Origin of the sequence: Janthinobacterium sp., assembly GCF_009923995.1 — a bacterium.
GTDB lineage: Bacteria > Pseudomonadota > Gammaproteobacteria > Burkholderiales > Burkholderiaceae_D > Janthinobacterium.
In genome coordinates this window covers 1-26,647 of record NZ_RFSK01000046.1, presented here as the reverse complement: position 1 = coordinate 26,647, position 26,647 = coordinate 1, and the positions used below count along the sequence as shown (strand labels likewise).

25 protein-coding genes are annotated in these 26,647 nt (G+C 62.4%); 10 read left to right on the top strand and 15 right to left on the bottom strand.

The annotated features are described in order from the left end of the window. Nucleotides 1–1,353, bottom strand: a complete 1,353-nt coding sequence (locus EBS11_RS20355; RefSeq protein ID WP_290605788.1) for a TAXI family TRAP transporter solute-binding subunit — start codon at nucleotides 1,351–1,353, stop codon at nucleotides 1–3. A 131-nt stretch (nucleotides 1,354–1,484) separates the two neighbouring features. On the opposite strand from EBS11_RS20355, the gene EBS11_RS20350 reads away from it, so the two are divergent. Further along, complete coding sequence (locus tag EBS11_RS20350; protein ID WP_290605787.1) at nucleotides 1,485–2,090, top strand: glutathione S-transferase; 606 nt, start codon at nucleotides 1,485–1,487, stop codon at nucleotides 2,088–2,090. Here EBS11_RS20350 and EBS11_RS20345 read toward each other — a convergent pair. From EBS11_RS20345 to EBS11_RS20315, 7 genes are all read right to left on the bottom strand, one after another. Further along, entirely contained in the window at nucleotides 2,087–2,416 is a 330-nt protein-coding gene (locus EBS11_RS20345) for a hypothetical protein (protein ID WP_290605785.1), read from the bottom strand. The two genes, EBS11_RS20350 and EBS11_RS20345, sit on opposite strands and share 4 nt — an antisense overlap. Nucleotides 2,417–2,528: 112 nt before the next feature. Then, a complete protein-coding gene (locus EBS11_RS20340) occupies nucleotides 2,529–5,645 on the bottom strand; it encodes a transglycosylase domain-containing protein (protein WP_290605783.1) in 3,117 nt (1,038 codons plus the stop codon). Nucleotides 5,646–6,027: 382 nt separating this feature from the next. Next, nucleotides 6,028–6,813 (bottom strand): molybdopterin-binding protein, encoded by a 786-nt coding sequence (locus tag EBS11_RS20335; protein WP_290605782.1) that lies wholly within the window; start codon nucleotides 6,811–6,813, stop codon nucleotides 6,028–6,030. Between the two features lie 31 nt (nucleotides 6,814–6,844). After that, entirely contained in the window at nucleotides 6,845–7,672 is an 828-nt protein-coding gene (locus tag EBS11_RS20330; RefSeq protein WP_290605780.1) for an EI24 domain-containing protein, read from the bottom strand. Continuing rightward, entirely contained in the window at nucleotides 7,672–8,712 is a 1,041-nt protein-coding gene (locus EBS11_RS20325) for a sterol desaturase family protein (RefSeq protein ID WP_290605778.1), read from the bottom strand. Before EBS11_RS20325 ends, EBS11_RS20330 begins: the two co-directional genes overlap by 1 nt. Next, on the bottom strand, nucleotides 8,709–9,578 hold the full coding sequence (locus EBS11_RS20320) for a polysaccharide deacetylase family protein (protein ID WP_290605776.1): 870 nt from the start codon (nucleotides 9,576–9,578) through the stop codon (nucleotides 8,709–8,711). The genes EBS11_RS20325 and EBS11_RS20320 overlap by 4 nt, the downstream gene beginning before the upstream one ends. Then, on the bottom strand, nucleotides 9,578–10,495 hold the full coding sequence (locus EBS11_RS20315; protein WP_290605774.1) for a cytochrome D1 domain-containing protein: 918 nt from the start codon (nucleotides 10,493–10,495) through the stop codon (nucleotides 9,578–9,580). The genes EBS11_RS20320 and EBS11_RS20315 overlap by 1 nt, the downstream gene beginning before the upstream one ends. Nucleotides 10,496–10,746: 251 nt before the next feature. Here EBS11_RS20315 and EBS11_RS20310 point away from each other — a divergent pair, with 251 nt between their 5' ends. The 3 genes from EBS11_RS20310 (at nucleotide 10,747) to EBS11_RS20300 (ending at nucleotide 12,062) form a co-directional block, all read left to right on the top strand. After that, nucleotides 10,747–11,103, top strand: coding sequence for an FKBP-type peptidyl-prolyl cis-trans isomerase (locus tag EBS11_RS20310; RefSeq protein ID WP_290605772.1), 357 nt, complete (start codon nucleotides 10,747–10,749; stop codon nucleotides 11,101–11,103). A gap of 196 nt (nucleotides 11,104–11,299) precedes the next feature. After that, nucleotides 11,300–11,554, top strand: coding sequence for an acyl-CoA-binding protein (locus EBS11_RS20305; RefSeq protein WP_034782468.1), 255 nt, complete (start codon nucleotides 11,300–11,302; stop codon nucleotides 11,552–11,554). Nucleotides 11,555–11,600: 46 nt separating this feature from the next. Further along, the gene (locus tag EBS11_RS20300) at nucleotides 11,601–12,062 is read left to right on the top strand and encodes a GNAT family N-acetyltransferase (RefSeq protein ID WP_290605766.1); all 462 of its coding nucleotides are present in this window, start codon (nucleotides 11,601–11,603) and stop codon (nucleotides 12,060–12,062) included. A gap of 89 nt (nucleotides 12,063–12,151) precedes the next feature. Here the strand turns inward: EBS11_RS20300 and proX are convergent, their stop codons facing one another. The 4 genes from proX to EBS11_RS20280 form a co-directional block, all read right to left on the bottom strand. After that, a complete protein-coding gene (gene proX, locus EBS11_RS20295) occupies nucleotides 12,152–13,204 on the bottom strand; it encodes a glycine betaine/L-proline ABC transporter substrate-binding protein ProX (protein WP_290605764.1) in 1,053 nt (350 codons plus the stop codon). A 12-nt stretch (nucleotides 13,205–13,216) separates the two neighbouring features. Then, nucleotides 13,217–14,317: a glycine betaine/L-proline ABC transporter permease ProW gene (gene proW, locus EBS11_RS20290; protein WP_290605762.1), complete on the bottom strand. Its 1,101-nt coding sequence runs from the start codon at nucleotides 14,315–14,317 to the stop codon at nucleotides 13,217–13,219. Next, nucleotides 14,314–15,549 carry a glycine betaine/L-proline ABC transporter ATP-binding protein ProV gene (gene proV / locus EBS11_RS20285; protein WP_290605760.1) on the bottom strand — a complete coding sequence of 412 codons (1,236 nt, stop codon included), beginning with the start codon at nucleotides 15,547–15,549 and terminating at the stop codon, nucleotides 14,314–14,316. Before proV ends, proW begins: the two co-directional genes overlap by 4 nt. Nucleotides 15,550–16,143: 594 nt before the next feature. After that, on the bottom strand, nucleotides 16,144–16,428 hold the full coding sequence (locus EBS11_RS20280) for a polyhydroxyalkanoic acid system family protein (protein ID WP_290605759.1): 285 nt from the start codon (nucleotides 16,426–16,428) through the stop codon (nucleotides 16,144–16,146). A gap of 198 nt (nucleotides 16,429–16,626) precedes the next feature. On the opposite strand from EBS11_RS20280, the gene EBS11_RS20275 reads away from it, so the two are divergent. From EBS11_RS20275 to phaZ, 4 genes are all read left to right on the top strand, one after another. Continuing rightward, nucleotides 16,627–18,024, top strand: coding sequence for a hypothetical protein (locus tag EBS11_RS20275; RefSeq protein WP_290605758.1), 1,398 nt, complete (start codon nucleotides 16,627–16,629; stop codon nucleotides 18,022–18,024). Nucleotides 18,025–18,119: 95 nt separating this feature from the next. After that, on the top strand, nucleotides 18,120–18,407 hold the full coding sequence (locus EBS11_RS20270; RefSeq protein ID WP_290605757.1) for a protealysin inhibitor emfourin: 288 nt from the start codon (nucleotides 18,120–18,122) through the stop codon (nucleotides 18,405–18,407). A 320-nt stretch (nucleotides 18,408–18,727) separates the two neighbouring features. Next, a complete protein-coding gene (gene fdxA, locus EBS11_RS20265; RefSeq protein WP_290605755.1) occupies nucleotides 18,728–19,051 on the top strand; it encodes a ferredoxin FdxA in 324 nt (107 codons plus the stop codon). A 280-nt stretch (nucleotides 19,052–19,331) separates the two neighbouring features. Next, nucleotides 19,332–20,552 (top strand): polyhydroxyalkanoate depolymerase, encoded by a 1,221-nt coding sequence (gene phaZ / locus EBS11_RS20260; RefSeq protein WP_290605753.1) that lies wholly within the window; start codon nucleotides 19,332–19,334, stop codon nucleotides 20,550–20,552. A 65-nt stretch (nucleotides 20,553–20,617) separates the two neighbouring features. Here the strand turns inward: phaZ and EBS11_RS20255 are convergent, their stop codons facing one another. The 3 genes from EBS11_RS20255 to EBS11_RS20245 all read right to left on the bottom strand — a co-directional run bounded on the left by EBS11_RS20255 (nucleotide 20,618) and on the right by EBS11_RS20245 (nucleotide 24,863). Continuing rightward, nucleotides 20,618–21,301 carry a DOPA 4,5-dioxygenase family protein gene (locus EBS11_RS20255; protein ID WP_290605751.1) on the bottom strand — a complete coding sequence of 228 codons (684 nt, stop codon included), beginning with the start codon at nucleotides 21,299–21,301 and terminating at the stop codon, nucleotides 20,618–20,620. A 48-nt stretch (nucleotides 21,302–21,349) separates the two neighbouring features. Then, entirely contained in the window at nucleotides 21,350–23,914 is a 2,565-nt protein-coding gene (locus EBS11_RS20250) for a TonB-dependent receptor (protein ID WP_290605749.1), read from the bottom strand. 127 nt (nucleotides 23,915–24,041) lie between these two features. Continuing rightward, a complete protein-coding gene (locus EBS11_RS20245; RefSeq protein ID WP_290605747.1) occupies nucleotides 24,042–24,863 on the bottom strand; it encodes a transporter substrate-binding domain-containing protein in 822 nt (273 codons plus the stop codon). A 276-nt stretch (nucleotides 24,864–25,139) separates the two neighbouring features. Between EBS11_RS20245 and rsxB the strand changes: the two genes are divergently transcribed. Together rsxB and nth are read left to right on the top strand one after the other, a co-directional pair. Further along, nucleotides 25,140–25,874, top strand: a complete 735-nt coding sequence (rsxB, locus tag EBS11_RS20240) for an electron transport complex subunit RsxB (protein WP_290605745.1) — start codon at nucleotides 25,140–25,142, stop codon at nucleotides 25,872–25,874. After that, on the top strand, nucleotides 25,871–26,518 hold the full coding sequence (gene nth, locus EBS11_RS20235) for an endonuclease III (RefSeq protein ID WP_219133028.1): 648 nt from the start codon (nucleotides 25,871–25,873) through the stop codon (nucleotides 26,516–26,518). The genes rsxB and nth overlap by 4 nt, the downstream gene beginning before the upstream one ends. Nucleotides 26,519–26,647: the final 129 nt, after the last annotated feature.

The window sequence follows — 26,647 nt, the reverse complement described above, 5'->3', positions numbered from 1 at the left end:
TCAGACCGGCTCGCCCACCTCAGGCGCCGGATGCTCTCCCATCAGGGTCAGGATGCGCTTGCGCACGAAATTGATGTGGCTGCGCAAGCCATACAGGCCATCGGCAAACGACAGCGGTATCGAGATCTGGTTGACCATCTCCTCGATCTGATCCAGCCGCTTCAACTGTTCCGCATACACGTGCGCGCGCTGCTCTTCCGGCACGTCTTCCAGGGCCTGCTCCACCGTGCGCAACTGGCCATACCAGCGGTACACGCGCGAACGGATGCGCCAGACATACAGGGGCGGCACCACGCGCGACAGAGGCAGTATCAAGGCGCCCAGCGCCACCACCAGCACCCACATGCGGTCGAAGAAATTGGCCAGCCAGAAACTCATGTAGCGCTGCAGCACGGGCGCGCCATCCTTGTAGAATTTCAGCGCCTCCGGCGCGACGGGAATTTCCGTGTAGCGCGCGGACGGGAACTGTCCCTGCTGCTGGAACCAGCCCGTGCCGCCATGGATGCGGGCCGCCGCCTGCACGAACAGGTCGACGAGGGCCGGATGCAAGTCTTCGCGCGCGACCAGGGTGGCCGTCGGCGCGATCAGGTGGTAATCCTGCGGGGGGATGTTCTGCCCCAGGTCGACGATGCCGCGCGGCAGCACCACGTGCGTGAGGAAAGACAGGCGCCGCGTGTACGCTTCCGCTTGCGAAAAATCAAACAGCTTGATGCCCGGGGTTTGCAGCAGCATCTGGATCAGCGGTGCTTCCGGTGCCGAACTGAACACGAGGCCGTCGATGCGCCCTTCCAGCAGTTCCACCGTGGCGGGCGTGTTCTGCAAGTCGCTCACCGTCAATTCATTGGCTTCCACGCCATTGACGGAAAGCAACTGCCGGAACAGGCTGGGCACGCCCGTGCCTTCCGGTCCCAGGTTGATCTTCTTGCCCTTCAATTGCGTCAGTTCCGTGACCGCCTTGTCTTCGCGCATGAACAGCCACACGGGTTCCGTAAACAGGCTGCCCAGGGAAATCAAGCCATGGCGTTCGGCATCGGCGTGCTCCGTCGAGCCGCTTTGCACGAAGGCAATATCGGTCGTGCCCGCGTTCAGGCGCTGCAAATTGTCCTGCGACCCCAGCGACGGCTGCAAGGTTACCTTGATGCCGTGCTTGGCCAGGGTGGCCGCGTATTTCTTGCCGAACTCTTCGTAGGCGCTGTTGTCCTGCCCCGTCGACAGGGTCACCTGGCGCGGCGGGGCCGGGTCCACCAGCCAGTACGCCAGCGCGCAGAACGCACCGACCAGCAGCAGGGTGGGGCCGGCGGTGGCGAGGAAATCGCGCACGGAAAAGCGGCTGAACGCGAGGATTTTGGACATGTGGTGGCGCATAGGTTTCATGGGTGGCTACGATGCCAAGAAAAGCTCAACTATGCAAGGCACTTTCACGCGCGGCGCGTGGCCATTTCCGCTACAGTGCTGGATCGACCACCTGCCCTCTGGAGTTCCGCATGCTGAAAATTCTTGGAAAAGCCGCCTCGATCAATGTCCGCAAAGTCCTGTGGACGTGCGAGAAAATCGACCTGCCCTACGAACGCGAAGACTGGGGCAGCGGCTTTCGCAGCACCGACGACCCTGCCTTCCTGGCCCTGAACCCGAACGCCATGGTGCCCGTGCTGGTCGACGGCGACCTGGTACTGTGGGAATCGAACACGATCTGCCGCTACCTGTGCGCGCAGGCGGGCCGCGACGACTTGCTGCCAAGCACGCCCCGCGCCCGCGCCGAAGTGGAAAAATGGATGGACTGGCAAATGGGCGATTTGAACAACAGCTGGCGCTACGCCTTCATGTCGCTGGTGCGCCGCAGCCCCGCCCACCAGGATGCGGCGCAGCTGGCGGCGGGCATTGCTGGATGGAACAAGATGATGGGCGTGCTGGAACAGCAGCTGCAGCGCACGGGCGCTCATGTGTGCGGCGAACAATTTACCTTGGCGGATATCGTGCTGGGCCTGTCCGTCAAGCGCTGGCTGATGGCGCCCATGCAGCGCCCCGACTACCCCGCCATCGCCGCGTATCACGCGCGCCTGGCGGAGCAGACCGCCATCTTTGCCGGTTAATCGAGTTCGATCGCCGCGACCGTGCCGCCGATGACGTAGCAATCGCCATCGCGGCGCACTTCGTCCAGGGTCGCGGGAGTGTCGCGCGCATACGTGCCGTCGATATCGACGCACCACACGTCGCCAAAGCGCAGCAGCTTCACGCCGCAGCAGATGCGGTTGATGAAGTTGCCCGGCGTCCTGAGCAGCACCTCCTGCACGTCGCCCACCGTGATGGCCATCTGACGCCAGACATTGCCGTCCAGTGCATGATTTCTTGCGTACAGGACGATGCGCACGGCCTGCACGCCCCCGGGCCGGTACTGCTGCTCGAATGATACAAGCATCCCATCGTCAAAACGGTGATATTGCTCAAACATCCGCTGCGTTTTTTCCATTTTCTATTCCTGCGCAAAAAAAACCGGCCCGCAAGGGCCGGCTTTCAGCGTCTGCGCCATGTTAATTCGTGCACTGCCTGGCCACGCCCTCGGCCTGCGCGGGAGGCTCGATCAGCGGCATCAGACTCGGCGCCAGCGACACGAGCAGCTGCACCGGCAAAGCGCTGGTGAAATCGTAGTTCTTCGATTCCGGCCCCCGCACGTACGCCGTCATGCTGCCATAGAAGCGCTCGCCGATATTGAACACAAACGTGGCCGAACGGTTCACGTAGCGCGACTCGATCAGGCGGCCGCCGGCGCCATACACGTCGAAGCGCTGGTCGCCCGTCCCCGTCTTGCCGCCCATCGGGATGGGCACGCCGTCGGCGCCGACAAACGCCGTCTTCGCCCGCTTCGCCGTGCCGTCCGACACCACTTCGCGGATGGCCTTGGCCACGGCCTTGGCCACGTCCGGCGACAGCACTTGCTCCGCCTCCACCTTCGTGCCCCGCTTGACCATGGTGTCGTACGGCGTGTTGGCGGCGAAGTGCATGGAATCGATGCGCACGCTCGGCTTGCGCACGCCATCGTTGATGATGATGCCCATCAGTTCGGCCAGCGCGGCGGGCCGGTCGGCCGAGGCGCCCAGGGTCGTCGCATACGACGGCACCAGGGAGTCGAACGGGTAGCCCATCTTCTTCCACTGGCGGTGGATTTCCAGGAACCCTTCCACTTCCAGCAAGTTGGCGATGCGGCGGTCCTGCGCATGCTTGCGGTGCGTGTTGAACAGCCATTTATACACTTCCTGGCGTTCCTTCTCGCTGGCCGCCACCATCTGCGACAGGGTGGACCCCTCATGCTGGCGCAGGTACGCCACCATCCACAGTTCCAGCGGATGCACATTGGCGAGATACCCGCGGTCGGCCAAGGACCAGTTTTCCATCGCGTACTGCTGGTACATCTTGGCGACGCGCTCGGGCGGCACTTCGTTCTGCGACGGCAGGTTGGCGTTGAGGAAATCGCCAAACTCTTCCAGCGTGCCTTTCGGATTGATGGTGCGGAAGATGTTCGCCAGGCGCACGGGCGTCGGGCGGATGCTGGCCAGCAGGATCTTTTCCTGCTCGTCGACGCTCTTGCCGCGGTACTTCTGGTAGAAGCGGTGCAGGAATTCGCGCCCTTCCTTGTCGGCAAAACGGCTCAGGTACTGGGCCCGGCGCGGGTCGTCCGCGTCCGCCAGCAGGGAGGCTGACGAATCGGGGCGCGAAAACATGTAGTAGCGGGCCACGTCGCGCATCAGACGCACGAACACCAGGTTGGTCGACTGGCGCAAGGCTTGCTGCACCGTCATGATGCGGCTGTCGTCGAGCTTGGAGAAGTTGCCGAAATGATGCAGGCCGCCGCCCGTGAAGAACCCTTCGGCCGGGCTGCCCGAATACTTGCGTTCCATGGCAGCAGCCAGCATGGCGGGCAGGTTGCGCGCCTCGCCCAGCGGCAAAGGTTTCAAATAAGCAATCGCCCACTGCGACAGCATGTCCTTGGGATCGACGGCCACCTTGCCCAGCTCGGCCGCGCTCATGCCGCCATAGCGCTGGTGCAGCTGGTCGATGATGTCCAGGTAGGTCACCAAGGTGCGCAGCTTGGCCGTGGAACCGAGGTCCAGCTTGGCACCTTCGTTGATGTCCAGCGGCTGGTCGTAATTGTCCGTCTGCACGCGCAGCAGATTGGCTTGCTCGCCTTTTTGCAGCAAAGTAAAGCTGTAGACGACGTTGGCCGGGTCGCCATTGCCCAGCATGCCCTTGCCCGTCAGGCCGGCCGCTTTCGCCACTTCCGGATCGCGCAGCTCGCGCAAGACCTTGGTGACGGCATTTTGCGCCTGCGCGTCCAGCGTGCTGACCACTTTCAGGTCCAGGCGGTCCAGGTTATACAGGCGCGGGTCGCCCAGCATGCTGGCCAGGTGGTTGCGCACGGCATTCGAGGCCTTGCGCGTGACAAACGACGTCGACGCTTCCGACTGCACGCCCGAGGCCGTCGACGGGCGCAGCGGCTCGGCGATGGCCGCATCGCGCAGCTGCGGCGAAATCACGCCTGCCTGCGCCAACAGGCGCAGATGGCTGTTCGTCAGCGCTTCCAGGTCGGCACCGCCCGCCACCAGATAATGCGAGGGGCGGCGCTGCGCGATCAGCAGGCTCAGCGCCTGTTTGTAGGCCAGCGCACTGCCCGGCTGGTCCATATGTCCTTTGAGCAAAGTTTTCACTTCGGCAAACGGACGGCCATACCAGACCCACATGCCGTCGCCGATGCCGTTGACCTCGCCAAAACCGCTCTTTGCCGACAGCGGCACGGTATTCAGGTAGTTGACGACGATCTTGCGCCGCGCTTCCATGGTGTTTTCGCCATCCTGGTACGAGCGCAGGCTGGCCGAGATCATCTGCAGCAGCTTGTCCTTCATGGAGCTGGTGCGGCCATCTTCCGAGTGGCGGTACTTTTCGATCTGCGTGGCCAGGGTACTGCCGCCGCCGCCCCGGTGGCCGCCGAACAGGTTCAGTGCCTTGTCGAGGATGGCCTTGCTCAGGCGGTCCCATTCCACGGCGGGATTGCGCATGGGCGTGCCCGGATCGAGCAATTCGCGGTTTTCGATGAACAGCAGGCTTTGCACGAGGGCCGGCGGCGCTTCGGCGAAACCGTCGAACATGCGCTCGGGATAGCTGGCGGCAAACAGGGGCGCGGCGCGGCAGTCGAGGATGGATAGGCCCGCGCGGTTTTTCTCGTGATAGGTGGCAAAGATGCCCCGGTCGACCAGTTGCACCATCTTCGGCGACATGCGCGCCTGCGCCGTGACGGCATAGTCGCGCGCATTCAGCTTGGTGATGAAGTCCGGCAGGCTGGCGTAGCCCAGGCGCTCGTCGTAGGGGCCATGCTGCGGGTAGCGGATGGCGTCGGCAGGCGCGGGACCGGGCTCGACCTTGAACGTCAGCTGGCGGTCGATGCGCGTGAAAAATTCCGCCTGCAGGGCCGAGGTGCGCACTTCGCGCATGACGAACCACGCCACGCCGGCGACCAGCGCCAGCAAGATGATGGCAAAGATGGGCCAGACGCGCGAGCGGCGCTTCCGCGGCGGGCTCGCCGGCGGCGGTGCCTCGGGAGCGGGATCTTCTGGGGGCCGCTCTTGCGCGGCCAGATTGACGCCTGTGTCTTTCATGGGATGCTGGGGTAAGGTTGGGTTTGGACGGCGCGAACAATGCGGTGGCCATGCCACTTCGCAGCACTATCGGCGCCAGGCAAGATCACGGCCAAGGGGCGGCAAGGCCGGTAACAACGAAGATTGCTTAACATGATGTCCAGACCGGTGAATCAAAAAAACGCTCTACTGCACAGGCAGGCAGCCCCGTGTCCGACACGCCAGGCCCCTGTTCACCATTCCACCACATCGGCATGAAAACGACTGACGAGCGCACACAAAAATCTTGCTTCATTGAAGATTTTCGCAAAAAAACAACGACTTGGACTGTACGCTCGCGAACATAGGAGCAAGGCGGGCTGGACGCCGGCGGAAAAGCCGCCGGCGCCGGGCTGGCAAGAGCTCAGATGGGGGTGTATTCCGCCTGCATGGCGTCGAGCGTGGCGCACATGTCTGCAAAGGCGGCCGCTGCCTGCGCCGGCTCGCCCTTGACGCCCAGTTCGATATGCCGGCGCGTCTGCGCATCGCCCACGCTGGGCAGGCTGAATACCTTGATTTGCGGAAACTCCGCTTCCAGGCGCACCATCAGCGGCGTCAGCAGGGATTCCGCCGTTTCATACACGAGCAGCGCATGTTCCGCGTGCGGCACCTGGTTGAACAAATGGCTGTAATGCGTGTCCAGCACCCATTCGATCATGGGCCAGGACATGATGGGAAAGCCCGGCACGAAATAATGCTCGCGCACGGCAAAGCCGGCGATCTTGTTGTACGGATTCGGAATCAGCTCGGCGCCCTGCACGAATTCCGCCATTTTCAGGCGATGCAGGTTTTCCGGCGAATTCAAGTCGGCCGGCACGCCCGCTTCTTCGCCCATTTCCGTGATGCGCTGCTGGATGTTCGCCTTGCCCTGCGGATGCAGCACCAGCGGCAAGCCCAGCGCATCGGCCGCCGCCTGGCGCGTATGGTCGTCCGGCGTGGCGCCGATGCCGCCAAAGCTGAAAACGATGTCGCCGCTGGCAAAGCTACGCTTGAGCAAAGCCACCAGGCGGGCCGGTTCGTCGCCCACGTATTCCGCCCAGCTCAGCTGCAAACCGCGCTGCTTGAGCATTTGCACCACTTTCGGGAAATGCTGGTCCGTGCGCTTGCCCGACAGGATTTCGTCGCCGATGATGATCAATCCGATAGCCATGAAGCTTCCTCGTAGAATTCGATAAAAATGGTCAGGCGTCCGCCGGCGCCACGTCCGTCATGCCGCGCTGGCCCCGCAGGCGCGCCAGGGCTTCCAGGCAGTAATACTGGAACCACAGGCCCGTAAAGATAAAGATCAGCACATACAGCCAGATGGCGAACGCGGCCAGGAAGGGGAAGAAGACGACGGACATCACGCCGCCCATCCACAGCAGGCCCGGCACGGCACCGGCCGCGCCCGACACCATGCCGATGGCCAGCAGGGGCCAGCGCTGCTCGCGCATGATGGCGTGGCGCTCGTCCACGCTGGCGTAGTCGGCCATGGCATCGTAGGCCATGACCCGGTACGTCAACCAGCCCCACAGGATCGCCTGCGCCACCAGGGCGGCTGGCGGGAAGGCATACAGGGGCAGCAGGATGACCCAGGCGACGATGAACAGCAGGAAGGTGGCCAGCGAGGTGCCGACGCTGCCGAGCAGGCTGCCGCCATGCTTTTTTTCCAGCCACGGGAAATGCCGTCCGCCCACGTGGCGCGCGATGGCCGGCATGGCGAACAGGCCCATGAAGATCAGGGCCGTGAGTATCATCAGCGGCAGCAGCATGAACATGGCGATCAGGGGCACGATGACGGCTTTCAGCACGCCCAGGCCGAAAGTGGCCAGCACCTGGCCGCTGGTGCGGAAGAAATCGTACTCGGTAAACAGCGCGTGCAGGCTGTCGATCAGGGGCTGCAGGCCCACATACAGCAGCACGCCCCACAGGATCACCGACAGGACAAAGGGCACTGCGCTCAGCAGCAATATCTTGCCGTGCAATTGCGACAGCAAGGCGCGGCCATACGAATTCAACACATTACGCATCAACGGCGTCCTTTTCGTTTCAATCTTGCAAATTCCACCATGCGGCGCAGGCCCAGCCATTGCTGCTGCCAGAAGCCGCGGCCATAGTTGCGTCCCGGCCGGCCCACGCCTGCGCTGTCGATGCGCGCCAGCTGGTCGCGCACGCCCGTGCGCGCATAGCCCGCGGAGAAATTCGCGGTGCCCAGCAGCATATCCCAAATCGGCAGGACCACGCCGAAGTTGCAACCGCCCATGCTGCCCTTGCCTTTCGACTCATGCCCCACGCCGATGGCATGATGCGTGCGGTGGAAACGGGGCGAGATGAGGAGCCGCTCGCCGACGCGGCCGAAGTGTATCCTCACATTCGCGTGCTGCAGGCTCTGCAGGATGCGCGAAACCGACACCAGCAGCACGTACTGGCCCGGCGGCACGCCGATGCCCAGCGCCACCAGGGCCATCACCACGTCGCGCAGGAAATCATCGAGCAGGTGATTGCGGTTGTCGCTCCACAGGTTCAGGTTCTGCTGGCTGTGATGCAGGCTGTGCAAGCCCCACCACCAGCCGAAATGGTGCGAGGCCCGGTGGTAGCAATAATCGACGAAGTCCAGTATCACAAAATAAATGATAAAACTGACCAGGGGACTGATGCCGGGCAACAGCGATTCCAGGTTCAATGGATGGATATTGTCGAAACGCAAGGCCCCGGCCAGACCGTCCATCAGGGGATCGAGCGTGAAGAAGATGAGGACGGAAAACAGGCCGATGCGGTGCAGCACGGTATACAGAAAATCGTTCCAGCGGGCGCGCGGGTCCGTGATCTTTTGCGCCGGTATCATGGCTTCGAGCGGACGCAGCACGAGAAACAGCAGCACCAGCTCGCACAGGCCGATCAAGAGCCATTCCGTGCCCTCGAACGCCTCTTCCGTGAATTCGCCAAAGCCCAGGTGATACACGAGCGGGTTGACCACCGTCTGGAACAGCCAGCCCTGCGCCACGCCGAAGGCATCGACGACGGCGTCAAGGGCGGGCTGGACGAAGGCGCTGATATCGGCGGCGATCATGGCTGGCCCTTCTTCTGCGCGTAGGCGGGATGCTCGCGCAGGGTGGCAAAGCAGAAACCCTTGTCTTGCAAGCCGGATATCAGGGCATCGAGGTTGGCGGGCGCCCACGGATCCTTGCGCGACCAGATGCCCATGTGCGAAATGAAAATGTCGCCGCTGCGCAGGTTCGCCAGGGCTTTTTTCAGCAGCATGGCGTTCGGATACTTATCGCTGGGCAGCTCGTCACCGGAATAACCTGCCGGCGCCCAGCCCGCGTGCTGGTAGCCGCAGGCGCTGCCGGCCGCCAGGGTGCGCGGCGACGTATAGCCGCCCGGCGCGCGCCAGAACGGGTCGAGCTTGTGGCCCGTCAATTCCTGGAAGCGCGTGTCGACGCGGCGCAATTCCTCGCAGAATTGCTGATCCGTGAACGACGCCAGCTTGCCGCCCTCCTTGCCGAACTGGGGCTTGACCTGGATCAAGCCGTTGGCCAGATCCTTCTTCCAGTACACGTGGTCAAACGTATGCGTGCCAAAAGCATGGCCTTCGGCGACCCGGGCCTTCCAGTACGGCGCCCAGGACGGATCGAGCGAATAATCGCCGCGCGTCGTCTTTTCATTGGCCAGGAAGAAGGTTGCCTTCACATGGCGCTTGTTCAGCACGTCGGCGACCAGTTGCGCCTGTGACTGGCTGCCCGTGTCGAAGGTCAGGTAGATCGTGCCCTTGCAGGCGGCAGGGGCGGCAGGGGCGGAAGAAGCGGAAGAGGCGGCCGTGGCGACAGGTGCGGCCGGGGCCACAGGGGCGGCGGCGTGCGCAGCCGGCAGCATGGCGCTGGCGCACAGCAGCATGGCGGGCACGTGGCCCGCGAGAATCAAACGCGGCATCGTCATCACATGCGCGGCGAGTGGGTGGCGAAATACACGCCATGGGGCGAGCGGCCCACGGGAATCAATTTGATCACCTTGCGCGTGGTCAGGTCGATCACGGCCACTTTCTTGATCCAGCGCAAGGTCACCCACATGGTCTTGCCATCGGGCGTGATTTCCATGCAGTCCGGGCCGCCGGGCACATTGATGGTACCCACGTTTTCCAGGGTTTGCTGGTCGATGATGTTGATGGTGTTCGACACGCGGTTCGACACGAACGTCATGCGCTTGTCGCCCAGCGCGCGGAAATTATGCGTGCCAGCGCCCGCCTTGATGCGCTTGACGGTCTTTTGCGTGCGCCAGTCGATCACTTCCACGTAATCGCTGCCCATGATGCCCACCAGCAAATATTTGCCATCGGGCGTCATCGTGATGCCGGCTGGCGCGGGGCCGACGGGCATGGTCCACTTCACCGTCTGCGTGGCCAGGTCGATGGCGCTGACCTGGTTGCTGCCCTGCTGGGTAATGAAAGCCATGCTGCTGTCGGCCGTGAATGCCATGTGGCTGGGCAGTTTCGGCAGCGGGATGCGCTTGGCCAGGGTCAGGTTCTTGCCATCGTAGCGGTACAGGTCGATGCGGTCCAGGCGCAGGGAATTCGAGATGAACCACTTCTGGTCCGGCGAAAAGCCGATCTGGTAGGGGTCGAGGATATTGCTGATGCGGCGCTGGATCTGGCCCGACACGGGGTCGAGGAAGATCAGCTCATTGCCGACGGAACTGGCGACGATGAGCGACTTGCCGTCCGGCGTCTCCATCAGATGGTGCGGCTCCTTGCCGACGGCAAAGGTGGACAGGGGCGCATAGGTTTTCTGGTCCAGCAGTTGCACCGTGGCATCACGGGAGTTGAGCACCACCACCACTTTGGCTTGCGCCGTAGACATTGCGGAAACCAGGCACAGCGAGGAAAAAAGAAAGCGGCGTAGACTGCGGAACATGGAGGAAATCACTGTTAAATACAAAACATGTATTTTACGTGGAAACACTGTATTTTCTGAATTAATTCCCGCTTGAATGATACCGATGGCGACAGGCCATGGTGATTTCCGGTTTTCGGGTGGACGCGGCATGCAATGGCGCTTTGCAAGCCATTGCTCTACAATCTGAAGCTTTCATCGCCTACACAAGGATAATCATGACCACCACTACCACCGCTTCCGGCCTGCAATACATCGACACCGTTGTTGGCGAAGGCGCTGAAGCGCAAGCTGGCAACAATGTTGTCGTGCATTACACGGGCTGGCTGCAAAACGACGACGGCAGCGCCGGTTCGAAATTTGACTCGAGCAAGGACCGCAACGATCCATTCGAATTCCCGCTGGGCGCAGGCCGCGTCATCCAGGGCTGGGACGAAGGCGTGCAAGGCATGAAAGTGGGCGGCAAGCGCCAGCTGATCATCCCGGCAGCGCTGGGCTACGGCACGCGCGGCGCCGGCGGCGTGATTCCACCGAACGCCACCCTGATTTTCGACGTCGAACTGCTGGGCGTGTAAGACACAGGCTGCGTTCGCATGACCGCAGCAGGCGCCGCCCCTGTTCACGCAGCGGCGGCGCTTTTGTTTTGAGTATGTCCTCTAATGCACGGCGCCCTTTTTTCACTATGATGTCAGGCACTGCAGCACGCACGGTGGCCACTCCGCCGGGCCTGCCGCACTTTTCCAGCGATTCCATCAGCACACAGGAGCCATCATGAGTTTACAAGAGCAATTCGAACAAGCGCAGCTCGATTCCAAGACCCTGTCCGAGCGTCCGGACAATATGACCTTGTTGAAAATCTACGCCTTGTTCAAGCAAGCCTCGAGCGGCGACGCCACGGGCGAGCGTCCCGGCATGACCGACTTCGTCAACCGCGCCAAGTTCGACGCGTGGGCGGCCCTGGCCGGCACCTCGAAGGAAGAGGCGCAGCAGCAATACATCGACCTGATCGAAGACTTGAAGGACTGACCGTCCCTCCCTGCCCTGGCGCCTGCCGGGGCAGTATAATTTCCGCATGACATCATTACCGATTTCCCTGGCAGTCCCCGCCGACCTGCCCCGTCTGTTCAACGTCTGGCACCTGTCCGTACGCGCCACCCACGATTTCCTCGCCGACAGCGATATCGCCTTCCTGATGCCCTTCGTGCGCGACGAGCTGGCCAGGGTCACGGCCGAAGGCTTGCTGCACGTGCTGCGCGCCGATGATGGCGTCGCCTGCGCCTTTCTGTGCGTCGAGCACGCCAAGATCGAGATGCTTTTCGTCCACCCTGACCGGCGCGGCAGCGGCGCCGGCCGCACCCTGCTGCGGCACGCCATCGATACGCTGGGCGCCACGGCCGTCGACGTCAACGAGCACAACACGCAAGCGCACGGCTTTTACCGCCACCTGGGCTTTATCCTGGAAAACCGCTCGGAACGCGATCCGTTTGGCCAGCCTTTCCCCATTTTGCACCTGAAACTGGCCGAAAACGGCTAAAAACTCACCAAAACCCACGAAAACAGGCCGTTAACGCAAAAGTGGCTACCAAATCGGTAGCCACTTTTTTACTGCCGAACAACGGTACCTTACTTCTTCGCCGCCGCCAGCGCCTGCGCGATCCAGCCGTCGAACGTCTGCTGGTGGAACTTGATCCAGCCTGCCGTGTGGCGGGCGATGTCCGCCTGCGTGTTTTCGCCGCGGCGCATGCGCTCGTTCTGCGCATTGATGTCGGCCACGGGCAGTTGCATCACCTCGAACAGCTTGGCCGCGGCCGGGTTGTTCTCCGCCCAGACCTTGTTGGCGACGATGCGCGCCGTGTTGACGGCAAAGCCGTAGTCGCTGCCATCGTCGAGGCGGGTGTTGACCTTGTCCGGATTGGCCGAGAACGGCACTTTGAGCCAGATCACGTCCTTGCCCGGCACCAGCACGCCGCTGACCCAGTACGGCGTCCACGTGTAGTACAGGATCGGTTCGCCACGCTTGTAGCGGCCCAGGGTGTCGGCGATCAGGGCCGCGTAACTGCCCTGCACGTGCGTCACCGTCTCGCGCAGCTTATAGGCATCCATGTGGTTTTCGATCAGCGCTTCGCAGCCCCAGCCTGGATTGCAGCCGGTCAGGTCGGCCTTGCCATCGCCGTCGTGGTCGAACAGCTTGGCCAGGGTCGGATCGCGCAACTGGTCGATATTCGTGATGTTGTACTTTTCCGCCGTCGCCTTGTCGATCAGATAACCCTGCGCGGCAGGCCCCGCATACTGGCCCGTGCGCAACAGCTTGGCGTCGCCGCCCGCATTGTTATAGAAATCCTTGTGCATGGGGTCCCAGTGCACGGCCATGAAGGTGGCGTCGCCGTTGGCGATGGCGATATGCGCCGTCGGATACTCCACTTCCTTGATCGGCTGCACTTCGTAGCCGAGCTTTTCCAGGGCCTTGTCGACCAGCATGGTCTGGAAGGTTTCTTCCGCGATCGAGCTTTGCAGCGCCTGCACCTTGATGCCCTTGCCGGGCAGCGCATCGGCGGCCGGCGTCTGCGCCATGGCCAGGCTGGTGGTCAGGGCCAGGGCGGCGAGCGCCAGGGCGGAAAACAGCTGGAACTTGCGTTGCGATTTTTGCGTCACTTTAAAATTGTCAATTTGATGCATGTAAATCCTTTCTTATTGTGCGCTGGCCAGCGTAGCTTGCTGTTGCGCATTATTTTTTTCCGTATTGCCGCGCACCAGGCGCAACACGCATCCGACAGGACCCGTCTGGTACCAGTGGCGCACGCCGCGGCGCGGCTGGCCCATGGCTTGCGTCAAACGGTCCAGGGTGATGGCCAGCAGCACGATGCCCAGGCCGCCCACGGTGGCCAGGCCCATGTCCAGGCGGCCGATGCCGCGCAAGACCATCTGGCCCAGGCCGCCGACGGCGATCATCGAGGCGATCACCACCATCGACAGCGACAGCATCAGCGACTGGTTGATGCCGGCCATGATGGACGGCATGGCCAGCGGGAACTGCACGCGGGTCAGCAACTGCCACGGCGAGGCGCCATACGCGCGGGCCGCTTCGATCAGGTCGGGACGCACCTGGCGGATACCCAGGTTGGTCAGACGTACCAGAGGCGGCAGGGCAAAGATGATCGTCACGATCACGCCCGGCGCATTACCGATACCAAACAGCATCACCACCGGCACCAGGTAGACGAAGGCGGGCGTCGTCTGCATGGCGTCCAGCAGGGGGCGCAGGATATTCTGCGCGCGGTCGCTGCTGGCAAGGAAAATACCCAACGGCAAGCCGATGGCCAGACAGAAGGCCAGCGACGTCAGCACCAGCGACAGGGTGGTCATGGCTTCGGGCCAGATGCCCAGCATGGACACCACCAGCAGCGCCAGCACGGTGCCGATGGCCAGGGTGCGGCTGGTAAATTGCCAGGCCAGCAAGCCGATGATGGCGATCACCGTCAGCGACGGCGCTGCCAGCAGCACGCCTTCCACGCCGGACAGCACGCTGTCGATGGGCGCGCGCACGGCCTGGAAGAAGGGGCGGAAATGCGTCACGACCCAGGCCAGGCCCTGGTTGATCCAGCTTTCCAGCGGCAGCGAGCCGTCGAAAATCTGCGTCAGGTGAAAACCGGACGCGGCGTGTTCCGGCTGCACGGCAGGTCCGGCCGCGTCCAGCCAGGAAGTGTCGCCCGGCGGCGTCAGCGCCCACGGGTTGATCTGGGCGGCCTGTTCAACAACAGGTTCTACTGTGGAAACGTTGCTTGGGTTCATGCTTGTCCTTTCTGTTGTTGTGGCTCGGCAATGGCTGGCGTATCGCGGTCGAGGAACTTCAGCAAGGTCGTCTTGCTGATGGCGCCGCGGAAGCTGCCGTCATTGGCCACCACGGGGACGGCGTAAGGCAGCTGCGCCACCTGGCCGAACAGGCCGGCCACGGGCTCCTCTGCATTGATGGTCTGCACGTCGGGCAGGTAGGCATGCGCCAGGCCCAGCGGTCCCACATGGCCGTCGAGTGCATTGCGCAGCGAATCTGCCGAGACGACGCCGAGGAACTTGCGCTGCGGATTGACGACGTAGGCATACGCGCGATCCTGCTCTTCCAGCATCGACAGCGCGGCGCGCGAGCCGCGGCTGGGCGACTCCGACACGACGATCTGGCTCTTGCGGGCGATGTCGCTGGCCTTGAAGACGGCCGCCGCATCGACGCCGCGCACGAAGTTGCGCACGTAATCGTTGGCCGGTTTACGCAGGATTTCTTCCGGCGTACCCACCTGGACCACGTGGCCGTCTTTCATGATGGCGACGCGGTCGCCGATGCGCATGGCTTCGTCAAGGTCATGTGAAATGAAGACGATGGTGCGGCGCTTGATCTGCTGCAAGCGCAGCAGTTCCGATTGCATTTCCGTGCGGATAATCGGATCGAGCGCGGAAAACGCCTCATCCATCAGCAGAATCGACGGGTCGCACGCCAGCGCACGGGCCAGGCCCACGCGCTGCTGCATGCCGCCCGACAATTCGTCGGGATAGCTGGCGCCGTAGCCGTCCAGGCCCACCTGCTCCAGCGCCTGCTGGGCCAGCGCATGGCGCTCGGCTTTCGGCATGCCGGCCAGTTCCATGCCGAAAGCTGTGTTGTCGAGCACGGTAATTTGCGGCAGCAGCGCGAAGGACTGGAACACCATGCTGATGTCCTTGCGGCGCAGGGCGCGCAGCTGGGCGTCCGGCAAGGTATTGATGTCGTTGCCGTCGATCAGGATGCGGCCGGCCGTCGGCTCGATCAGGCGGTTCAGCATGCGCACCAGCGTCGACTTGCCGGAACCGGACAAGCCCATGATGACGAAGATTTCGCCTGCTTCAATGGTAAAGGTGGCGTCGAAGACGCCGATGGTGCAGTCGGTCTTGGCCAGGATATCCTGCTTGCTGGCGCCTTGATGGACGAGCTCAAGTGCTTCTTCTGGCTTGTCGCCGAACACTTTGAACACATGGTCGATAATGATTTGTTTTGCCACGATGTGGTTCTCCCTCGATTGGACGAATGGAATGAAACCCAGCAAGCTGCGAGCTTGCGGCGGGAATCAGCAAACCCTGTTGCGTCGGCTACGCCACGGCGCGAACAGCGCACGGGAGCGACAGGAAACAGGGGGTGACACGCATGTGACCAGCGGATGGCCAAAGCCGGTGCCGGGGTGCCGTGTGCGTGCTAAAAGAGGCTGTGGTTCAGGACTTTTAACAACGCTAGCGCCATGCAAATACATGGCACCAAATGTATTTGACCGAAAAAACGATCAACCTACTTTTTTAACCGGATGCGGGTGTAAAACCCAAAGAATTATTCACCACTCAGCGAGTGGGAGTACTGCGAAGCAGAAGGTGAAACGCGGTGTAGCTGTTGTAAATATGACTCAAGTATAACGCAAAAAGACACAAAAGTCCAATGGCTTTCCAAATAGAAATGTGCTAGCAATGTGCGTTGGCGCACAGTCGGCGCCCAAACAAGGGGATATGGCGGCGAAAAGACACCTGTTTCCAGCGTCTTTTCGCCTGCCGCTGCGGCGCCATCCCTACCACCAAAACGGGGTGGCCGGCAAGCCGCAGGGGGAACCTTACGCCGGCTCGGTAAACACCTTGCGCATCTTTTCCGCGATCTTGCCTTCGATCGTCGGGGCGAAGGCGCTGAGCAGGAATCCCAGCTTGATTTGCAGTTGCGCCTGCTCTTTTTCAAGGGTCAGCGAACCATCGACGCCGCTGCGCTCGAAACGCAGCACGTCGCCATCCCAGGCGCAGGCCAGGTCATATTCCTGGGCCAGCTTGTCGGCCACTTGCTGCGCCGCTTCACGCGCCTTTACCGCTGTCAGCTTATGTTGCTGAACTATATTTATATCCGCCATCAAACGATCCTTTTATTAAAAACGGGGGCAATACGGTCAGCATCATACCAGCCGCCCTGCGGCAGGCAGGACGGCTGCTGACGGGGGATGGGCAGAAAACCGCGCATCTTCCCGCGCGTCGTTTGCGCAAGATCAAACCGGAGGTAGCGAAGCAGGCCGACTATTTCAGTTCCAGTTGCGCGTACTTGGAGAGCTACCATGGACCAGAAAGTCATCGTGCCAGTCGAAGCCGTGCTGACCAATGGCATATCCTTGCCAGTCGGCTATGTTCCCACCCCCTCGGCGCCGTACCGGCAGCACCGCAAGAATGCGCAGCTGACCTTGCAGCCGGGGCCACCCCGCCTGCTCGACGCCGTCACCCGCAAGCTCGAAGCCGTGCCTGTCGGTTCACGCGTGCTGATCTGGAAGCAGGACCCGTCCGTCACCGAACTGGGCACGCGCAAGGCCTTCCTGCCCGGGCTGATCCTGCAAGGCCCGCGCGACGCGCGCATCACGTTTGGCGAACCGGGCATCGCCCAGGTGAGCCCGAATGCCTTCGGCGACTTCATCGTCTCGCCCAATACGGATCAGTTCGATGCCGTGCACTGCTTTGCCGTCGTGCGCATGACGCTCACCATGTACCAGCGCGCGCTGGCCACCAACGACACGGCACCGCCCCTGCCCTGGCAATGGAATAGCGCCAGCAACACGACGCCCCTGAGCGTCTTTCCGCACGGCTTGCCCAATGTCATGAATGCCTATTACAGCCGCAGCGACAAGGCCCTCAAGTTCGGCGACTTCATCCCCAACGGCGCCAGCGAGCGCGTCTACACCTGCCGCTCGCTCGACATCGTCTCGCACGAAACCGGGCATGCCGTGCTTGATGGCTTGAAGCCGAGTTGGCTGCTCAGCAACAATCCGCCGCAGACGGGCGGCTTGCATGAATCGTTTGGCGACTTGACGGCCATTTTCCTCGCGCTGTCGCAGCTGGACCAGGTGGAGGCCGTCATCGCCCAAACGAAGTCCGACCTGCACGACAAGACCTTCCTGTCCGACCTGGCCGAGCAGTTCGGCCTGGCCCTGGGCCGCCCCAATGGCTTGCGCAATGCCGACAACGACATCAAGCTGTCCGAGGCGGGCACGGAAGTGCATGCCATCTCGCAAGTCTTTACGGGGGCCATCTACGACATCCTGGCCGACATCTTCGCCCACGAGCGCCGCCCCCAGCTGGAAGATGACGCGGCCGTGCTGCACCGCTGCGGCGACTACCTGCGCAGCCTCGTCCTGCGCTCCCTCGTGGCCGCGCCCGACCAGGCAGCCACCTATGCCGACGTCGCCGGCCAGATGCTGAGGATCGCCCAGGCCGACGGCAATACCGCCTACCTGGACTTCATCCGCAACAGCTTTACCGTGCGCGAAGTCCTCAAGGCCACGGCCATGACGACGGCGGACCAGATCGCGTTTGCCGCCGCCGTCGTCGACGAAGACGGCGCCGTGCAGGACAGGCGTGCCTGCTGCGGTACCATGAACCACGCGGAATACAGCGAATCGGATCAGTTGCTCGAGGCGGAGCGCGCAGCGCTGGCGGCCTGGTGCCGCAGTTACGGCCCCCATTAGGGCGAGTACCGCCGCGCAACACGGGCCGCGTCCCGCACCAGGGCGCGGCCGGTCCGGCTGCGGCGGCCACGACACCATCCACAGCAGGGAGCACCATGAAAATTTCAGCGCACAGCAGCGGCGGCTTTGCCGGCCTGAGCGAACATTATGAAATCGATACGCGAACCCATCCGGCCGGTCCCCGCCTGGAAGCGGCCCTCGCCAGCAGCGGCTTTTTCACGGAAAACCATGCCATGGGCGGGCAAGTGGGTGCCGACATCCCCCAATGGCGCATCACGGTCGACGCCCCCACCACGCGCCGCACCATCACCTTTGCCGAGGATGGCAGCGCTGAAAACGCGCGTTGGCAACAACTGGTGGCACAAATCCGCGCCAGCGCCTGATTTTCAGGGCTGGTCTTGATTTGAATAAAGCAAAAACACCACACGGCAAGGCCCTGCCGCCCCATTGCTGCGCCAGCCCGCGGCAGGCGAGTGTTGCGTTCTTGCCGCGTTCTCCATGGCAACGTCCCGGATAGTCGCCGAACGGCCCGCTCCGGGCAGCACGGGCGCCGCCAAAAAATGAATTTGCTTATATGTATTGTATATAAGCGGGATTTGTGAGAAATAGCGAATTGCCTTAAAATACAATGCTTTGCTTTAGTATGCGCCGCCGCCGTTCCTGCAGGCGCTACAGCACCTCCCCCCAAATTGATAGGACTGTTATGACCCACGTTGTCACCGAATCCTGCATCGCCTGTCGCTATACCGACTGCGTCGATGTCTGCCCGGTAGATTGTTTCCGGGAAGGCCCGAACTTCCTGGCAATCGATCCGGACGAATGTATTGACTGCGCAGTCTGCGTGGCAGAGTGCCCGGTGAACGCGATTTTCGCGGAAGAAGACGTGCCGGGCAACCAGCAAGCCTTCATCAAGATCAACGTCGATCTGGCCCGTAACTGGCCATCGATCACCAAGACGAAAGCGGCCCTGCCGGAAGCCGAGCAATACAAGGACGTCAAGGACAAGCTCGACATGCTGGTGCGCTAAACGCCTGGCTGACCCGGCCAGGCCGCATGCCCGGGGCACGCCCCGGTCTACGACCCGGCCCTAGGGTCGATGAAACACGAAAAAAGCAGCGGAAACGCTGCTTTTTTACTTTTAAGGCATGTTTGCCGGTCTGTCTACGCCACTGTGGCGTGTATCCACACTGTTGCGCAAACTGTGGATCTATGCGCGGTAAAGCACATTTTGTCCTCAACAAACATCGTAGAATTGGATTATGATATTTGAGCCGATATTGGCGCTTGGAATTAAACAAGGACTCTATATGCTTTACCAACTGCACGAACTGCAACGCTCCTTCCTCACTCCAGTGATGCAATGGGCAGACATGTCCTCCAAGTTATTTACCAACCCGGTTTCTCCACTGGCCCACACCCCGTTTTCACAACGCATCGCAGCCGGCTACGAGTTGATGTACCGCCTTGGCAAAGACTACGAAAAACCACAATTCGACATCAAATCCGTTCTCGTCAAAGGCGAGAGCGTCGACATCCTCGAACACGTTGTCGTGACAAAACCGTTTTGCCGCCTGATTCACTTCAAAAAAGAAGCCACTGGCTTGCAACAGCCCAAAGTTTTGCTGGTTGCCCCCCTGTCCGGTCACCACTCGACCCTGCTGCGCGATACCGTGCGCGGCTTGCTGGCCGAGCACGATGTCTACATCACCGACTGGACGGATGCGCGCATGGTACCGCTAACGGAAGGCCCGTTCCACCTGGACGACTATATTTATTATGTGCAGGAATTCATCCGCCTGCTGGCACCCGACCTGCATGTGATTTCTGTCTGTCAACCGACCGTGCCCGTGCTGGCCGCCATTTCCCTGATGGCGACGGCCAAAGACCCGCACATGCCGAAAACCATGACCATGATGGGCGGCCCGATCGACCCGCGCCGCTCGCCCACGCAAGTGAACAACCTGGCGACGGAAAAGAAATTCTCGTGGTTTGAAAACACCGTGATCTACGCCGTGCCGCCGAACTACCCGGGCTTTGGCCGCAAGGTCTATCCGGGCTTCCTGCAGCACGCCGGCTTCATCGCCATGAACCCGGGCCGCCACGCGCAAAGCCACCGCGAGTTCTACATGCACCTGGTGACGGGCGACGACGAGCCGGCGGAAGGCCACCGCCAGTTCTACAACGAGTACAACGCCGTGCTGGACATGCCGGCCGAGTATTACCTGGAAACCATTAAAACGGTATTCCAGGAATTCAGCCTGCCGATGGGCACATGGAAAGTGGGCGGCCAGCTGGTGCGTCCGCAGGACATCACGAATGTAGCCCTGTTCACCGTCGAAGGCGAACTGGACGATATTTCCGGTGCCGGCCAGACGCAGGCGGCACATGACTTGTGTTCCGGCATTCCCGCCGACATGCAGCAAGACTTCGTGGCGCCGAAATGTGGCCACTACGGCATCTTCTCCGGCCGCCGCTGGCGCGAAATCATTTGCCCGAAAATCGGCGAATTCATCCAGAAACACGGCTGATCAACCGTACTTCAGCCAGAACGCCACGCCGGCTCACCCTGGCGTGGCGTTTTTTCATTCCCGGCTCATGCGCGCGACATTTCGATTTTCACCGTCGGCCGCGTATTGACGAAGATCTGCTCCACCCTCGGCTCGCCCGGGCCCGGCTTCTTCATCGCATAGCCATTCACGGGCTGCGAGCGGTTCACCCACAGTGCGTAATACAGGTGATCGGCGCGGGGATCCTCCGTATTCGGGTGGATCAATATCGTCAGCCCCAGGCTGTTCAACTGCAGCCACGGCACGATGACGGGTAGTAGATCATTGGTAAAGCCAAAATAGAATGACGGCGTCACGTGCGGACCGCGGGGCTCCAGATTCCAGTCTCCCAGTTCGATCTGGAAACGCTCGGCCGCCCACTTGCGTATCAGCGCCGCCTTCTGATAATTATCTTCATCGAAATAAATGTGCGCGTGATAACTCTCGATATCCGTGTAGGCGCGCGGCTTCGACGGCAAGGTTTCCTCGCCGGGGCGCACGCTGGCGGGGCGTGGCGTGGGCGCCGTGTCCGTGTGCTCGCCCCACGGACTCTTGCCGTGGGCCGGCTTCACCCGCTTGACGGCGCTCTCCTGCGCCAGGGCCGTCCCGGCTAGGCCGGAAGCGGCCAGCGCGGCCACGAGGCCGCCGCCGCGCAAGACCGTGCGGCGCTGCGGAGAAAGGAGATTGGCCCATTCCAGGTCGATGGCCGCGTGTTGATTTTGCTCAGACATATAATATTTCCTGTACTTGATGATAGGTAGGGAGATAGCGTCGCCAGATCAAAATTGAATCGTGGCACGGGCGTAGTAATAGCCGCCGAGGACGCCTAGTGGCCCGGAGTTGTCGTACGCGCCCGTGTACTGCGCCAGATTCGCCGCGCTGCGCGCTTCGCGCGGCACCTGGCCCGGCTTCTGGTCAAAGACATTGTTGGCGCCCACCGTCACGTTGATGCGCTTGCTGATGTCGTAGCCCACGCTCACGTCCGTCACGAAGGCGGCCTTCAGCTGGTAGTCGCCGCCCGTGATGGCATTCAGACGCTTGAGCTTGCCGTAGCGCGTCTCGCGCACGTTCAGCGTCCAGCCCGCTTTTTCATACGCCACGGTGACAATTTCCTTGTCGCGCGGCGCGCGGTACAGCAAGTCGTACTCGGCCGACTTGCTCAGGGTGCCGATGTTCGGCAAGCCTTGCAGCACGGCGGGAAGGTCCGCCTTGCCCACCAGGCTCGTGTGGTTGATGTTCGCCGCCGCCGTCCAGCGCAGCTTGCCGTCGGCCACGCGCAGCGCATCTTCCGCCGTGAAATCGAGGCCGCGCGTGCGCGTGTCGCCCACGTTGGCAAAATAATGCGCCACCAGGCCATTGCCCACCGTCAATCCGGCCGAGCGCAGCAGGTTTTCGATCACCGTCGCTTGCGCCGCCGTCAGGGGCCGGCCGCTGCCGTCGAGCGCCACGCCCGAGCTACGGTCGATGCCGATGTTCGACGACACGCCCAGCCGGTCGCTGACCTTGATTTGATACGCGTCAACGGCCAGGCGCAGAGTGGACGTCGGATTGAAGGTCAGGCCGGCAGACAGATTCGTCGATTTTTCCGGTTTGAGCGCTTGCGCGCCCAGGGCCCGGGCACCGGTCGAATCAGGTTGCGCCAGGGTGTAGGGCACGCCCGCATGGTCGGACGTGTTCGCATACGATTGCGTCACCAGGCTGGGCGCATGAAAGCCGTTGCTGACGGTGCCGCGCACGGCCACCGTCGGCGCGAAGTCGTAGCGGGCCGACAGGCGTCCCGTCGTCTTGCTGCCAAAATCGGAATACTTTTCGGCGCGCAGGGCCGTATCGAGCAGCAATTGCGGCGTCAGTTTCGCGCCCAGGCCGATATACGCGGCGTAGCTGTGACGGGCCGTGTCGGATGCATCGACGGGCAGGTAGCCCGCCAGCGCCGACGAGCCGCTGCCCTGCCAGGACGCGGGTTCGCCCGGGCTGCGCTGCTGGGTTTCATGCGAATACTCGAGTCCGACACTGAGGTCGGCCGGCTCGGCCAGCCCCAGCGGCAAGGAGCGGCGCGCATCCGCGTTCGTCGTCGAACGGCTGTAGCGCTGATTGCCGATATCAAAATCGGTCTTGCCGCCCGGATAGAGCAGCGAATAATTGGCCGAGTTCTCCACCCCCACATCGATGTCGTCACGGCCGTAGGTCGTGCTCACGTCCCAGGCCCAGCCCGCCGTCTCGCCCTTGATGCCCCCCGTCAGGGAAAAATCGTTTTCACTCGTCGTTTCATACGGCGTGAAGCCGTCCGGATACACGGACAGCAAGCCACGGTTGTTGTTGAAAATCGTATTGGGCAGGCGGAAATTCTGCGCCGAGCGGGCATCGCGGTGGGCGTACGTGCCGAAGCCGTACAGTTGCACGTCGGGCGAGACGTCATGGCCCAGGTTGGCGCTGAGCGAGGTGGTCGTGCTTTGCGGCACGCCCGTGTTGCGCCATGGATTGCTGTTGCGCGTCGCTTCCGCCGGGTTCGGCGCAGTGCCGGCCGGCAAGCTGTTGTTCGGGCCCAGCTTGACCAGCTGGCCATCGCTGTTGCGCACGGCCGGGTAGGACAGGTAGCCGGGATTCAAGCCGAAGTTGCGCACGGCAATGCCCTGGCGCTGGTACTCGGCGCCGAAGTGGGCAAAGCCGTGCTCGCCCAGGCGCGTGCCGCCATCGATGCGTACGTGGCCGTTCGTGCCGTCGCCTGCGTAGGTGGAACCGAGCTGCGTGCTGGCGCTGAACTTGTCATCGGCTTTCAGGATGATGTTGACGACGCCGGCAATCGCGTCGGAGCCGTAGATGGCCGAGGCGCCGTCGCGCAGGATTTCCACGCGGGCGATGGCGCCCGTGGGAATCAGGGCCAGGTCGGTGGCGACGGAACCGGGGAAGCCGTCCTCGTTGACGATGGCCGTCGTATGGCGGCGCTTGCCATTGACCAGCACGAGGGTATGCGACGGGTCCAGGTTGCGCAGCTGGCCGGCGCGCACGATGCTGCCCAGGTCGGGCTGCACCCGCGCCGGCAGATTGAATGAAGGCAAGGCCGTGTCCAGCGCCTCGAGCAGGTTCAGCTTGCCCGTCGCCAGCAATTGCTGCGCGCTGATGACATCGATGGGCGCGGCGCTGTTGGCCACCGTGCGTCCCGTGCCGCGCGCGCCCGTGACGATGACCGCGTCCAGGGGTCCTGCGGCCAGCGCGCCCTCGTCCGCCGGTGCCGCTTGCGCATGGCCCAGGGCGGGCAGCGCGAGCGCCAGCACGGCAGCGGCGACGGCTTGCGCCAGCGGCCGCAGGCGGGGTGCCGGGCCTTGCCTGTAAATCAGTTGCAGCATACGAAAACATCCTTTCAAGAGTCGTCAACACAGTGGCTGCAGACTAAAGGATGGACAAACAAACAAGAACGAATGGTTTCGTATTTAGATATTTCGTTTTGGCAACAAACAACAGTGGCGCAGCGCTTCAGGAACCGGGCGGCGCCGTGGCCAGGCTCTGGTCCAGGCGCTTCCAGTAATCGCGCTCGAGCCTGGCCGTATCGATTTCACGGGCCGCTTCGTTGAAACGCTTTTGCTGCGCGGCACCTTCCGCGGTGCGCTGGAAGCAGACATGCACGGTACGCTCCTTGAACACGGTATCGACGATGGCGATGCGCTCCCGCTCGGCCTTGCTGAAGTTGCGTCCCATCAGCAAATGCTGGAGGACATGGCGCTCGATGACGATCACGCGGTAGCGCTTGATCAACAGCTTTTTCAGATTCGTCGCGTCGTTCAAGCCCTCTTCCGTCTTCAGCTCGCCGCGTGCCACCATGCCATCGAACTGTTCCCCATTCGAATAACCGGCCACGGTGCCGATGCGCAGCTTGCCCAGTTCGGCCAGGCTCGCTCCCGGCGCGCCATCTTCCTTCAGATACGCCAGCACACCCTGCGTATTGCCAACAGGCACAGAAAAATGGCAGAGCCGTTCCCGCTCGGGCGTCCGCCAGACGGCCAGGAAGCCCGCATAGCGGGGGCTGGACAGGCCAAACTGCATGGCCCGCTTCCAGGGAAAATACTCGTACCGGGCCACATAGCCGAGGCGCTCGAAGACGGCGCTGACCATGGCGCCCGACATGCCATCGGCAGGCAGGCTGGCGGAAATGAAGGGAGGCCAGTCTTCCGCGGCGAAGCGGACGATGCGCGACGCTGCCGCGCCCGGTGCCGCAATGGCGGATGCGGCCTGGCCGTGCGCCACGGCAGACAGCAGGGATAAACAGAAGGGCAAACTAACTGTCCGGAGGAAACGCATGCTCTGCTCCTATGGCCCGGCGCGCCTTGTCCTGCAGGCGCGACAACAGGACTGGCGGTCGGCTTTCTGAAAGTCTTTCTTGATAAAAATCATGCTCCCACAAAAAAAAGAATTTTCAAAGTTGTTTATTTGCACTTTGACATTCTTATGGGAAATAAAATACGATTGCGGCGCACCCGCAACAGCCAGCCGCGACACCATGCTATCCCCTCCCGGGAAACAGGTTTTTCCTTGTGCGCGGCCCGGATGGCCGATAATGGCGTTTTACCGTGGAAGATGACCGTGCCGCACCCAGCCCCTCCCTCACTTGCCGACCAGATTGAAGACCTGCTGCCGCAAACGCAATGCACCAAATGCGGCTACAACGGCTGCCGCCCGTATGCGGAAGCGATCGCCGCCGGCAACGCCGACATCAACCAGTGCCCGCCCGGCGGTGCGCAGGGCATCGCGCGCCTGGCCAGCTTGCTGGGAAAAAAAGTCATCCCGCTCAATCCCGTCAACGGCCTCGAACGTCCGCGATCTGTCGCCTACATCGATGAATCGCTGTGTATCGGCTGTACCCTGTGCATCCAGGCCTGTCCCGTCGACGCCATCGTCGGCGCCGCCAAGCAGATGCATACGGTAGTCACCAGCCTGTGCACGGGCTGCGACCTGTGCGTGGCGCCCTGCCCCGTCGACTGCATCGTCATGTATCCCGTCAGCGGCGACGCCACGGGCTGGGACGCGTGGAGCCAGACGGATGCCGACGAGGCACGCGCGCGCCACGATTTCCGCACGCAGCGCCTGCGCCGCGAAAGCGAGGAAAACGAGGCGCGCCTGGCCGCCAAGGCCGTCGCCAAGATGCAGGAAGTGACGCAGGAAGTGCCCGCCACCCCCGACGAACTGGCGGAAAAAGAGCGCAAGCGCGCCATCATCGCCGCCGCCATGGAGCGCGCGCGCGCCAAGGCGGCCGCCAGCGCCGCCGCCAAGACCGACGCCCCCTCCCCCAACACGCCGAAAAAAGACGCATGAACGCCGCCAAACGCCTGGAGATCTTTACGCGCTTCCGCGCCGCCAACCCTTCCCCGAAAACCGAGCTCGAATACACGACACCGTTCGAGCTTCTGATCGCCGTGCTGCTGTCGGCCCAGGCGACGGACGTGTCCGTCAACAAGGCCACGCGCCTGCTGTATCCGGTCGCCAATACGCCAGCCAAGATACTGGCCCTGGGCGTCGACGAACTGGCCAGCTATATCCGCACCATCGGCCTATTCCGCACCAAGGCGAAAAACGTCATCGCCACTTGCCAGATCCTGCTGGAGCAGCACGGCGGCGAAGTGCCGCGCGACCGCGCCTCGCTGGAAGCCTTGCCTGGCGTGGGCCGCAAGACGGCCAACGTGGTCATGAACACGGCGTTTGGCGAACCGACCATGGCCGTCGACACGCACATCTTCCGCGTCTCGAACCGCACGGGCATCGCGCCAGGCAAGAATGTCGATATCGTCGAGCAAAAGTTGCTGAAATTCATTCCCAAGGAATTCCTGCACGACGCCCACCACTGGCTGATCTTGCACGGCCGCTACACGTGCACGGCGCGCAAGCCCCAATGCTGGAACTGCATGATTGCCGACCTGTGCGATTACAAGGACAAGTCGCCGATGCCGGCCGTGGTGTAAGGCAAAAAAAAGGCTCTGTCCTCGACAAATAGGGGAACTCACGGTACGGCCGTGGACCAGCCAGACGGGAGCACCTCATGCAAGCAGCCGAATGGAAACGTTTTATCGCCCAGTTTGCCAATCTGAGCC